14 protein-coding genes are annotated in these 12318 nt (G+C 33.6%); 10 read left to right on the top strand and 4 right to left on the bottom strand.

Annotation, left to right across the window (positions count from 1 at the left end):
- The first annotated feature begins 63 nt into the window (after positions 1-63).
- The 5 genes from ILT06_RS19370 to ILT06_RS19350 all read left to right on the top strand — a co-directional run bounded on the left by ILT06_RS19370 (position 64) and on the right by ILT06_RS19350 (position 5245).
- Complete coding sequence (locus ILT06_RS19370; protein ID WP_002096686.1) at positions 64-1443, top strand: putative polysaccharide biosynthesis protein; 1380 nt, start codon at positions 64-66, stop codon at positions 1441-1443.
- A 184-nt stretch (positions 1444-1627) separates the two neighbouring features.
- Positions 1628-2569 carry a magnesium transporter CorA family protein gene (locus tag ILT06_RS19365; protein WP_000932392.1) on the top strand — a complete coding sequence of 314 codons (942 nt, stop codon included), beginning with the start codon at positions 1628-1630 and terminating at the stop codon, positions 2567-2569.
- 198 nt (positions 2570-2767) lie between these two features.
- The gene (locus ILT06_RS19360) at positions 2768-3664 is read left to right on the top strand and encodes a permease (protein WP_000418724.1); all 897 of its coding nucleotides are present in this window, start codon (positions 2768-2770) and stop codon (positions 3662-3664) included.
- A 3-nt stretch (positions 3665-3667) separates the two neighbouring features.
- A complete protein-coding gene (locus tag ILT06_RS19355; RefSeq protein WP_064474180.1) occupies positions 3668-4543 on the top strand; it encodes a TIGR03943 family putative permease subunit in 876 nt (291 codons plus the stop codon).
- 195 nt (positions 4544-4738) lie between these two features.
- Positions 4739-5245 (top strand): acyl-CoA thioesterase, encoded by a 507-nt coding sequence (locus ILT06_RS19350; protein WP_222655375.1) that lies wholly within the window; start codon positions 4739-4741, stop codon positions 5243-5245.
- A 126-nt stretch (positions 5246-5371) separates the two neighbouring features.
- Here the strand turns inward: ILT06_RS19350 and ILT06_RS19345 are convergent, their stop codons facing one another.
- Positions 5372-5458, bottom strand: a complete 87-nt coding sequence (locus tag ILT06_RS19345; RefSeq protein WP_000505094.1) for a YjcZ family sporulation protein — start codon at positions 5456-5458, stop codon at positions 5372-5374.
- A 160-nt stretch (positions 5459-5618) separates the two neighbouring features.
- On the opposite strand from ILT06_RS19345, the gene cls reads away from it, so the two are divergent.
- From cls to ILT06_RS19325, 4 genes are all read left to right on the top strand, one after another.
- The gene (gene cls, locus ILT06_RS19340) at positions 5619-6803 is read left to right on the top strand and encodes a cardiolipin synthase (protein WP_064474179.1); all 1185 of its coding nucleotides are present in this window, start codon (positions 5619-5621) and stop codon (positions 6801-6803) included.
- Positions 6804-6834: 31 nt separating this feature from the next.
- Positions 6835-7293, top strand: a complete 459-nt coding sequence (locus ILT06_RS19335) for a spore coat protein (protein WP_000340554.1) — start codon at positions 6835-6837, stop codon at positions 7291-7293.
- Between the two features lie 189 nt (positions 7294-7482).
- A complete protein-coding gene (locus ILT06_RS19330; RefSeq protein WP_001045960.1) occupies positions 7483-7662 on the top strand; it encodes a hypothetical protein in 180 nt (59 codons plus the stop codon).
- A gap of 101 nt (positions 7663-7763) precedes the next feature.
- The gene (locus tag ILT06_RS19325; protein ID WP_000861614.1) at positions 7764-8384 is read left to right on the top strand and encodes an NAD(P)-dependent oxidoreductase; all 621 of its coding nucleotides are present in this window, start codon (positions 7764-7766) and stop codon (positions 8382-8384) included.
- Between the two features lie 25 nt (positions 8385-8409).
- Here the strand turns inward: ILT06_RS19325 and ILT06_RS19320 are convergent, their stop codons facing one another.
- From ILT06_RS19320 to ILT06_RS19310, 3 genes are all read right to left on the bottom strand, one after another.
- Positions 8410-8892, bottom strand: coding sequence for a DUF456 domain-containing protein (locus ILT06_RS19320; RefSeq protein ID WP_000217333.1), 483 nt, complete (start codon positions 8890-8892; stop codon positions 8410-8412).
- A 1-nt stretch (position 8893) separates the two neighbouring features.
- On the bottom strand, positions 8894-10201 hold the full coding sequence (locus tag ILT06_RS19315) for a hemolysin family protein (RefSeq protein ID WP_046959212.1): 1308 nt from the start codon (positions 10199-10201) through the stop codon (positions 8894-8896).
- A 208-nt stretch (positions 10202-10409) separates the two neighbouring features.
- The gene (locus ILT06_RS19310) at positions 10410-11279 is read right to left on the bottom strand and encodes a hypothetical protein (protein WP_222655374.1); all 870 of its coding nucleotides are present in this window, start codon (positions 11277-11279) and stop codon (positions 10410-10412) included.
- 257 nt (positions 11280-11536) lie between these two features.
- On the opposite strand from ILT06_RS19310, the gene cbpA reads away from it, so the two are divergent.
- On the top strand, positions 11537-12184 hold the full coding sequence (gene cbpA / locus ILT06_RS19305) for a cyclic di-AMP binding protein CbpA (RefSeq protein WP_064474177.1): 648 nt from the start codon (positions 11537-11539) through the stop codon (positions 12182-12184).
- Positions 12185-12318 lie beyond the last annotated feature (134 nt).

Here is a 12318-nt window from a genome sequence, read left to right as displayed (position 1 = left end):
TTCGGTTCTAAAAAAAAGGAGTTGTCCATAATGTGTAATAATAAAGCGTAGCGGAGGAATGTGATGAAAGGGTCACCGTTTATACGTGGAACGATATTTTTAACGATGGCAACGATGATATCTAAAATGTTAGGGTTTATATATGTTATACCGTTTACAGCAATGGTCGGTACGAGTGGGTACGTTTTATACACGTATGCTTATCGCCCATATACGATTATGCTCAGCATTGCGACGATGGGACTACCACTTGCCGTTTCAAAAATGGTATCAAAATATGATCAACTGAATGATTATCATACAGTTAAGAGAGTACTTAAGAGTGGTATCTTTTTTATGTTAATAATGGGAGTCATCTCATGTTTAGCGCTATATATATTAGCTCCACATTTAGCTAAACTTGTAATCGATGGAAATGATCAAACGGGGAATAGTATAACAGCGGTTACTAATAATATTCAAATTGTAAGTTTTGCGTTAATACTTGTACCAGTAATGAGTTTATTAAGGGGCTTCTTTCAAGGGTTTCAATCGATGGGGCCTTCTGCTTTAAGTGTAGTTGTTGAGCAATTTTTTCGGGTCTTAACCATATTAATAGGAAGCTTTGTCGTTTTATATATTTTAAAAGCTTCTATCTCGCTAGCGGTTGGTATTTCAACGTTCGGTGCTTTTATGGGAGCGATAGGTGGATTAACAGTTTTAAGTGCGTATTACATAAGGAGGAGAAAGCACTTAAAGAAAAAAGAGATGGCAAGTATACCGCAAACAACGAAATCTTTCTTCTCGCTGTATAAGGAGCTCTTTACATATTCAATACCGTTTGTTGTGGTTGGTTTAGCAATTCCGTTGTATCAGACGATTGATACATTTACAATTAATAAACTACTTATACAAATAGGGTATATGCAAGGAGAAGCGGAGAAGATTAATGCAATAATTGGTCTTGTCCAGATGGTTGTACTTATCCCGGTTTCCGTTGCGACTGCTTTTAGTATGTCTCTCGTACCTGAGATGACAAAAGCCTATACAGCAGGGAATGTGAAGTTACTGTACAAACATTTTACGAGGACGAATGTATTAGTAGTAGCAATTACGGTACCAGCGGCAATTGGAATGATGTTGTTAGCAAAACCAGTATATACTCTTTTATTTGGTGCCGGAAATGATCCGGAGATGGGGAGAGTTATTTTACAGTATTATGCTCCTGCCTGTATACTATTTTCGCTTTTTACAGTTACAGCTGCGATGTTACAAGGAATTAATCAACAACAGAAAACAGTGCTAGGATTAGTAATTGGTATTATTGTGAAGATAGTTTTAAATATCGTATTGCTTCCTTATTTCGATTATGTAAGTTTTATTATTTCAACATACGCTGGTTATACGATTTCAGTTGGCTTTAACTTGTGGATGCTTTCTAAATATGTTATAAAGGCAACATAAGCTTTTTAAGGCAGAGAGCACTCTGTCTTTTTCTTTGTTTAGAATATTTTTCTTATAAAAACGTTTTCAAAATAATTTTTCTATTGAAATTTAAACGTATGTTTCATATGCTGAGAATGGCGGTTCAAAAACTGTTATGTAAGAGAGGTAGATTCCTACATGTAAAAAGAATCGGGGTGATAGTATGTTAAATATTTATTTAACAGACCGAAACGGAAAACTACAAGAGGTTGAGGAAATGCAAAAGGGTTGCTGGATTAATGTACTTCATCCAACGGAAGAAGAAATTCAATATCTAGTACAAACTTTAAATGTAGACTTAGATTTCATTAAAGACCCTTTAGATGATGAAGAACGCTCTCGTATTGAAAAGGAAGACAATAATACTTTAATAATCGTGGATATCCCAACAGTTAGACATGATGAAGAAGGAAATTCGATTTATGACACGATTCCAATAGGTATGATTGTAATGCCAGATTGCTTTGTGACAATTTGTTTAGAAGAAAACCCAATTTTTGAACGTTTTATTAATCAACGTATTAAAGAATTTTATACGTTTAAAAAGACACGCTTTGCACTTCAGCTCTTATATACGATTTCTACTTATTATTTAAGATACTTAAAGCAAATTAACAGAAAAACAATCGATTTAGAGCACCAATTAAATAAGTCGATGAAAAATAAAGAGATTTTCACATTGCTAGGCCTTGAAAAAAGTTTAGTTTACTTTACAACATCATTAAAGGCGAATAAAATTGTAATTCAAAAATTAATGCGTAACAGTACATTTTTAAAAATGTATGAAGACGATCAAGATTTATTAGAAGATGTATTAATTGAAAATAAACAGGCTATTGAAATGGCGGAAATATATAGTCACATTTTAAGTGGAATGATGAATACTTTTAGCTCTGTTATATCAAATAATTTAAATAGTGTTATGAAACTGTTAACGTCTATTACAATCATTTTATCGTTACCAACGATGGTTTCTAGTTTCTTTGGAATGAACGTAAAGGTTCCGTTTGAAGGGGAAGCACATGGTTTTGTAATTGTACTCATAATATGTGTAACACTATCTTTCACATTAGCATTTGTTTTTTGGAAGAAACGTTACTTTTAACGAGAAGAAAGCTGCTCTAGCATAGTTGTGTAACTGCGCTAGAGCAGCTTTTTTGCTATGAAATCCAAAGTTTTGAATAGAATATAACTTATAAAATGTAATGTATATGAAAGGGGTGAATTCCGTATAAGTCTTGTCCAATTCATAAAATGGGGTTAAAATTACATATTGTTAATGAAAAGTTGGAGGAAATACATCATGGAATTGTTTCAATTACCGAAAGCATTCCTGCAAATGAATACAATTTTTATCTCCATATTGATCGAAGCACTTCCTTTTGTGCTCATTGGTGTATTTATTTCAGGATTCATTCAAATGTTTGTAACAGAAGATATGGTAGCAAAATGGATGCCGAAAAATCGATTTCTGTCTGTTTTAATGGCTACTTTTTTAGGGATGATGTTTCCGGGCTGTGAATGTGGAATCGTTCCGATTGTTAGGCGATTAATCGGAAAAGGGGTTCCGCCATATGCCGGGATTGCATTTATGTTAACTGGACCAATCATTAATCCAGTCGTATTATTTGCAACATACGTTGCCTTTGGAAGTAGTATGCACATGGTATGGTATCGTTCTATTGTAGCGATTATTGTAGCAATAATCGTTGGAATTATATTATCATTTATGTTTAAAGAACATCAATTACGAGATGATCACTTCCCAGAAGTGAATCATAAGCGTCCATTACGTAAAAAAATGTGGGATGTATGTACGCATGCTGTTGAGGAATTTTTCTCGATGGGAAAATATTTAGTATTAGGTGCGTTAATTGCAGCGGCAGTTCAAACGTTCGTACAAACTTCAACACTTCTTGCTATAGGACAAGGGCCGTTCTCTTCACCAGCTGTTATGATGGGACTAGCTTACATTTTATCACTTTGTTCAGAAGCGGATGCATTTATTGCTTCGTCATTCCAAAGTACATTTTCAACAGCGTCACTTGTCGCGTTCCTCGTATATGGACCGATGGTGGATATTAAAAATATGTTTATGATGCTTGCGACATTTAAAACGAAATTTGTAATTGTCGTTACAGTTACAGTTACACTTGTTGTTTATGCAAGCTCACTACTCATTTATGCGATGGGGTGGTAGGTTATGTTTCGAGCATATATATTATTAGGTTTTACAATCTTAATTGCGCAGCTTCATATTTCAGGTAATATTACGAAGTATATCAATATGAAGTATGCCTATTTATCAAAAACAGCAGCTATTATTTTAGGATTTTTAACGATTGTTCAAATTATTATCGTTTTCCAGAAAGAACATCAAAAAGAAAAAGAAAAAGAACAGCACAATTGTGGTTGCGATCATAGCCATTGTGGGCATGATCATTCAAAAGATGAGAATACATGGTGGAAAAAAGCATTTTCGTACACATTGTTTTGTTTTCCGATAGTCTCAGGATTGTTTTTCCCGATTGCAACGTTAGATTCAGATATCGTTAAGGCGAAAGGATTTCATTTTCCTGTTGCGCAAGCAGAAAGTACAGATCCATTTATGACAAGGCAATTTCTAAAACCTGATACGAGCATTTATTACGGGAAAGAAGGATACCGTGGTGTAATGGAAAAGGGGAAAAAAGAGTTTGTTACGAAAGATAGTATTACTTTAAAAGATGAAGATTTTCTAAAAGGGATGGAAACAATTTATAATTATCCTGGCGAGTTTACTGGGAAAAAATTATCTTTTAAAGGGTTTGTTTTCAAAGATGACTCTTCTCAAAAAGAACAATATTTCTTATTCCGTTTCGGGATTATACATTGTGTAGCGGATTCTGGTGTATATGGTATGTTAGTAAAAAAACCAGAAGGTGTAGAATGGAAAAATGATGATTGGATTCAAGTTGAAGGAGAAATATCAACGGAATTTTATCAGCCGTTCCATGCAAATATCCCTGTATTAGAAGTAACGAAATGGAATAAGGTTGAACCGCCAAAAGAGCAATATGTATTTAGAGGAGCCGATTGATAACATCGGTTCTTTTTTGTGGACTAAGAGTTCTGAATGTTGTTAATATTAAATGTGTAGTGATAGTAAGCTCATACCGTTCTAGTGTTAATTGGAAATAGAACTCTTACCGAACTTCTTTGCTCCAGCTGAATTTTGTGGTGGGAGTCTTAATGTCTGCAAATAGCGGGTTAAATAATCAAAGAGGTGATAACAATGACTGAAGTGAAAGGGAAAACAGCGAATGAGTCTAGAGTGTTTAAAACGAGCCGAGTATTTCCAACAGATTTAAACGATCATAATACGCTATTTGGTGGGAAGATATTAGCCGAGATGGATATGGTTGCTTCTATTTCAGCAACGAGGCACGCAAGAAAAGAATGTGTCACAGCATCTATGGATTGGGTAGATTTCTTACATCCTGTTCGCTCTTCAGATTGTGTTAGTTATGAATCCTTTGTAATTTGGACGGGTAGAACTTCGATGGAAGTATTTGTGAAGGTAGTAGCAGAAGATTTAATTTCAGGTGAGAAGCGTATAGCAGCAACGTCATTTGTTACTTTTGTTGCGCTTAGTAAGGAAAATAATCCAGTTCCAGTGCCGCGAGTAATCCCTGAAACAGAAGAAGAGAAAGAATTACATCGCATTGCTGTGTTACGTGCAGAACAACGCCATATACGTAAGACGGAGAGTAAGAAAGTAGCTACATTATTAACTTTTTGAGTTGAATATGTAGTCGTTAAAGGCACAATAACAAACGGAAATGTTTTTCATATGAAAAGCGGACACCTAAAAATAGGTGTCCGCTTTTATAGTTTTTTCATCCACATATCATATGACGATAACTACTTAGCAGAAGCAAGCAGCACCGACGATGATTAAGAGGATAAATAATACGACTAATAGCGCGAATCCATTACCATGTGCGAAGCCCATTGTTATTTCCTCCTTTTATTTTAAGATACAACATACAATATGCAAATGAGCTATCGTTTGATATGGACATATATCATGTAATGACATATTTTCTTGAATGATATTGTATTAAAAAAGGGAAGATATAGAAATAACAGTAAGTGGAGGAAGGAAAATATCCATGAAACACTTTTTCGTTGTAATCCTTTGTTTAATAGGTGTATTCATATGGATGAACATCGATGTGGAAATGGGGAAAAAAATGGCTAGTGAATATGAATTAGGACAAGTTCGATTAGGTGAATTTCAACTTTATACGAACGGTGAAGAGTTATATAAGAAATTATTTGAGGATATACGTAATGCAGAAAAGTACATATATGTCCATTTTTACATTGTAGGTAAAGATGAAATAAGCCAAGAGTTTTTGCAGTTGCTTGAGAAAAAGGCATCGAGTGGAGTAGAAGTAAAATTGTCAGTTGATCGAATAGGTGGATATAAGCTGAAGAAAAAGGTAATTCGTCAACTAAAAAACAATGGTGTCCAGTTTACGTTTAGTAAAAAACCTAAATTGAAACATTTATTCTATTCGTTGCATCAACGAAACCATAGACGCATTGTTACGATTGACGGAAAAGTATCATATATCGGCGGCTTTAACATTGGAAAGGAGTACCTTGGACAAGATCCGAAATTTGGCCCGTGGCGTGATTATCATGTAAGAGTCAATGGGAATGGTGCTACGGATATGGAAAGAAAATTTGCTGCTGACTGGAAAGAAGATACGGGAGAAAAAATGCCTGTACATGAAAGTTTACCTGAGATAGGGAATGTAAAATATCAATATTTATTTTCAGATGGAAAAGGGTTATGGCAAAAATATGGAGCGCTTTTAAAGCAAGCTAAAAAGTCTTTAATTATTGCTACGCCATATTTTGTACCAAGTAAAGAAATGATAAAAGAATTAAAAGGTGCATTAAACCGAGGTGTCAATGTGAAAATTCTCGTACCATTTAAAAGCGACGCAGTATTGTTAAAACAAGCCGCCTATCCGTATTTGAGAGAGATGAACCATGCTGGAGCGGAGATCTATCAATATCGGAATGGTTTTTTTCACGGGAAAGTAACAATCATTGATGGAGAAATTGTTGATATAGGTACAGCGAATTTTGATAATAGAAGTTTTTATTTAAATTGTGAATCAAACTGTATCGTATATGATACAAGAGTTGTTGCTGACGTATGGAGCCGATTAAAAGAAGACTTTCATAAATCAAAAAGATTTTCAGAAGAAGACTTTGAGAAAATTAGTAAGTGGAATTGGTTTTTAGCAAGAATAGCAAATGTTATAGCATCATATTTATAACATATAGACAAAAGAGAAGGGAGGCATTTTCATGGATTGTATGAAAGAATTAATGAGGTATAGTTATATGCTTATTTATAAGGTTGGGGAGTATACAGGAAAGGTAAGAGACGAAGAATTAAAGGAGCTATTACAGCATCATTTACCATATATGTTGCAAGCGTATAATGAACAAGTGAATTTTCAAGAAGGAGAGAATGTACAGCATATAACTTGTGAACCAATTTCATCTCATTTTCATGAAATGGAAAAGGAGACTGATAGTAAATATACAGGGGATGTCCATATTGCAACTTGTTATATTTCGCATTTAAAACGGTTAGCACTAAAGTTCGCTCAAGTAGCAGTTGAAGTTGCGAATCCAGAATTCCGCTCGTTTTTAGAAAATTGCTTCCTGAAAATGAATCGTTATGCCTATAGTGTATGGCAATATGTTGTGAAGAAAGAGTATAAGATTAAACATGTATATGAAAATGAGGAGTTTGCATAAGAAACTAAGGCGGAAAGATAGGCGCCTTAGTTTTTTTACTTTTCATGGAGAAAAAAAGAATAGGTGTCTGTATTTATTATCAGAAAATTTACAAATATTTACCGTTTATTTACTATTTTTCAATCTTTCCTTTAAAAATAGAGAGTAATATGGGGGTTGTACATATTCTATCTAAAGGAGGAAACGCAAATGAACAAATGGGTTAAATCATTAACTGCTATGGCACTTGCAAGTTCTTTATTAATGGTAGGTTGTAGTAAAGGTGAGGACAAGAAGAAAGAAGACGATACAACAACACAACAAGAGGACAAAAAGGATAAAGAAACAAGTGGAACTGAGAAATCTACAGATTCTAAAGAAAAGAAATAAAATAATAATAGAGCTTCCTCTTATATATGAGGAAGCTTTTTTGTTGAAAATTGATTAAAATTATTGAAAAATAGAGAAAGAATGAAAAAGGGGGAAAACAAATGAAAGTATGTATATTGGGAGCAACTGGTCGAGTAGGTTCAAACATAATAAAATTAGCATTAAAGGATGCAGCTGAAGTGACTGCATTAGCGCGTGATTTAAATAGAATAGAAATAAATCATGAAAGGTTACGAGTTATAGAAGGTAATGTATGGAATGAAAATGATATAAAGAAAGTGATAGAAGGAAGCGATATAGTAATTAGTGCACTTGGAACGGATCAAAATGGGACATTGGCGAAGAGTATGCCACATATTATAAAGAAAATGGAAGAAGTAGGGGTTCATAAGATCATTACAATAGGAACAGCTGGTATTTTACAAGCAAGAACAAATCTAAATTTATATCGTTTTCAATCAGCTGAGTCAAAAAGGAAAATGACAACAGCAGCAGAAGATCATTTAGCTGCATATAAGATACTTAGTAGTAGTAATTTATGTTGGACGGTCGTTTGTCCGACGCATTTAATAGACGGTGATGTGACAGGAGTGTATCGAACTGAAAAAGATGTATTACCAGAAGGGGGAGCGAAAATAACAGTTGGTGATACAGCGCAATTCACGTGGAATCTATGTAGTGAAAACAAATATGAGAATAGTCGAGTAGGTATTTCATATTAAAAAAACCATCCCGAAATTGGGATGGTTAAAAGATGATATAACATACAAATATGAGAATCATAATGATTTGGAGAATAGCTTTCGCTACTGTACTGCTTAAAAAACCAACTACAGTAGCAACTCCTACTAGAAAGGCGTCTTTTGGCGCTTTTTTATGCATGAGTTCTGTAATAAATACCGATAAGAACGGTATGATAATTAAACCGAATGGTGGGAAGAAGAAAGATCCGACAATGATAGAAATCATACCGACACGCTCTCCCCATTTAGAACTCCCGTATTTCTTTAAGAAATATCCATTTGCAATAAAATCAGCTATGAAAATAAATAGTGTGAAAATGACTTGAATAATCCAAAAGGAAGTTGTTAGTTCTCCGCCATTTATACCAAAATGGTAAATTAAATATCCAGCCCAGACAGCAAGGATGCCTGGAATGATAGGATAAATAAAGGCGAGAAATGAAACAATGAAACAGGCAATGATACAGATTGTTAATAATACTGTCACTTTATAACTCCTTCTTCGTGTCTAATTTATGTACCGCAATTTTTTTCACTTGATGTCCATCAAGTTCTAGAGCTTTAAATTGAAAACCGGCAAATTCAATGGAATAACCAGCTTCAATATTTAAATCAACTGCTTGAGAGAGAAGCCAGCCTCCGATTGTATCTAAATCGCTATCATCAATATGCAGGCCAAACATATCATTTACTTCAGAAATGAGCACCTTCCCATCTAAAACAGTAAGCTTCGGCGTACGTTTTTCAATCATAGGTGATTCATCCGCATCAAACTCATCTTGAATTTCTCCAATAATTTCTTCAAGAATATCTTCCATTGTTAAAAGTCCAGCAGTACCACCATATTCATCCATAACGATTGCCATCTGAACGCGATTCTTTTGTAGATGTACTAATGTTTTGCGAATTGGAACAGTTTCAAATACAGTTAGTACTGGATGTATGTAAGATTCAAGTGGTTTATGAATGCCTTTCGTTTGATCGTGAAAGACTTCTTTCGTATTGATCATACCGATAATATCATCTTTATCTTTTTCGATGATCGGATAGCGTGTATACTTTTCAGTTGCGACGATATCCATATTCTCTTCTAACGTATTTTCAGTAGATAAGCAAATCATTTCTGTACGAGGGACCATAATTTCTTTCGCGACCCGGTCGTCAAATTCAAAAATATTATTTACATATTTATATTCGGTTTGGTTTATTTCTCCGCTTTTGAAACTTTCACCTAAAATGAGTCGTAGTTCCTCTTCAGAATGGGCAAGTTCATTTTCTTTCGCAGGCTCTAAACCGAGTAGTTTTGTGAAAAAGATTGCCGTACTATTAAGTAGCCAAATGAATGGATACATAATTTTATCAAATAAAATAAGTGGTCGTGCAAATTTAAGTGTTATTGCTTCTGCTTTTTGAATGGCGAAAGACTTTGGAACTAGTTCACCTAATACAACATGGAAAAATGTAATAACACTAAAAGCTATAATAAAGGATAAAGTATTCGCCATTGTTCCAGTAATATTAATCTTTTCAAAGAGCGGTCGTAGTAAATGTTCCACAGTCGGTTCACCGAGCCAACCGAGGCCTAAAGAAGTAATCGTAATCCCGAGCTGACAAGCTGATAAATAAACATCTAAATTAGATAGGACACTTCTTGCAGCTAAAGCTTGTTTATTGCCTTCGTTTGCAAGTTGGTCAATTCGACTTTTTCGTACTTTTACAACAGCGAATTCTGATGCAACGAAAAAGCCGGAAATAAGGATGAGTACAAAGATGAGAAAAATATTTAATATGTCCAAGTGTGTTCCCTATTCCGTAGTTTGGAATAAAGATGTCACCTCCTGCGTTTATGTTATACTTTTATAATAAATCCAAACGAAAAGAATAGTCAAAGAAAAAGGGTAAATATTGGTATGTTTCTGCAATTGTTTTTGAATTTGCTGTTATTTTGTCCGCTATACAAAAGGAATAACCCCCTACTTTCAGATTATAGAGGGTTATTTCAAATTAAGGTTTTGGAATACTTCTCGTTAAAGCGTATGATTGTTGTTTAACGTGATTTGTCGTCCATAGTGTTTGAAGGAAAGAGAGTATGCAATATGGGATATACAAAAGTAATAAGCTAATTGTAACAATAACAGGTGCATTTCCGCCGAATTGAACGATAAATTGCAATAGTCCGCTTGCATGAAAAACGCATTCCATAATAACGAATGAAAGAATAATGGAACCTAGAATAGATTTGTGATTCGAAGTAAGCGCTAAAAACAATGTATCTACAAGGAAAGAAGATTGTTTTATTTCATATTCATTTGTGTTACTTAAGAAAGGAACCCACTTTTTAATTGTTTGCATAACGATAATCATGGAAGTACTACAAACGATGATAAAAGATGAGTAGTAAGGAAGCTTTATCAATTTTGTGATGTATAGGAGTAGTAATAAGACTGAGCATTGTAATAATACAGTACAAAAAGAGTACGGTATCCATTTTAATAAAGAAGTGAACTTCTTAACCGATTGAGGTGCTTTAAAAAATAAATGGCCGATCCCTAAGCTGATAAAGAATCCGATTGCAAGAGTAAAGGTAAAACGAACAGCCGATAAAAAATATATTTCCCATATGTAAGGGAATAACGGTGTTGAATGATTAGAAGTATGAACCATTTGATTTGCTGAGAAAAAGATAGATTCGTGCATCCAATCAATCTTTGGAATTGTCATAGAAGAAAGTTGTGCGAAGTTATGAAAAATACTTATAAAGCCAGTTATGTATGAGTATTTATGTGTAATGAATAATGCAGGAATAGGACTAATGATAAATATAATGAGAACACCAACTATAAATTTACATATATGTGAGCGCAATAAAGACATGTAATCACCTACTCTTAGAATATTCAGAAAATTCTTATTCTTATTTTAGCTTTTTTTGGCGTAAGTTACAATATATTTTCTTAAAGAAGTTTAGAGAGAATGTTTCGTATTGTAGGGGATAAAAGTGAATGAAACGTGAATAAATTATGACAAGAAAATGAATAATTTTCAGAAAAGTGAAATAAATTATTTATTTTTTTTCTGAAAATATAATATAGTTATGGCACAGAAAGTATTTTAACATAAGGAGGCTGTTTATGAGGATTAAAGGGAATTATGTGCCGAAAAGGGAAGTTTTATTTTGCTCAAGTTCAATTACGATAGGGGAAGCACTGGAGCATTTAAATAAAACTGGGTATCGTTGTGTACCAGTTTTAGATGAAAAAAAAGAGAAATATTTAGGAAATGTATACAAAGTAGATATTTTAGAATATAAAGGTTCGCTGGAAGAGAGTGTAGTACAATTATTAAACGATAAAGAAGGTTATGTTAGAGAAGATTCTTCGTTCTTTAAAGTATTTTTTACAATAAAAAAATTACCTTATTTATCAGTAGTTGATGAAAATGGAGTCTTTCTTGGAATTTTAACGCATAAAAAGGTTTTCGAGTTATTAGAAGATGCTTGGGGCGTTCATTCTAGTAAATATTCTGTCATGATTGGGACACAAGATTATAATGGAGCCATTCAAAAATTATCGACAGTATTAAAAAAATATACAGGTATCCAAAGTTTAATGACTTTTGATAATGATGCCTTATTAGTTCGTAGAATTATGTTTACATTAGGAGAAGAATTTAACGACGGTGAATTAGATACGTTATTGAAAGATTTAGAAGACCATGGATTTAGAGTTGTGTATGTGGAAGAGATGAAAAATCCACGTGAAGTTGAAACAATAGAATAACATACAAAAGCCATCTAATAATGTTGGATGGCTTTTGCTATGTTCGTGTATAAAATTATTTGAAAATAACGATAGGATAAAAGTTGAGATTGTAACAATATTTGTGTGAAAGAATGAAAAATGTAGATAATTTT

Origin of the sequence: Bacillus sp. 17RED48, assembly GCF_019837545.1 — a bacterium.
Taxonomy (GTDB): domain Bacteria; phylum Bacillota; class Bacilli; order Bacillales; family Bacillaceae_G; genus Bacillus_A; species Bacillus_A wiedmannii.
The sequence above is the reverse complement of the archived record's forward strand: the minus strand, read 5'-3'. Positions and strand labels throughout refer to the sequence as shown.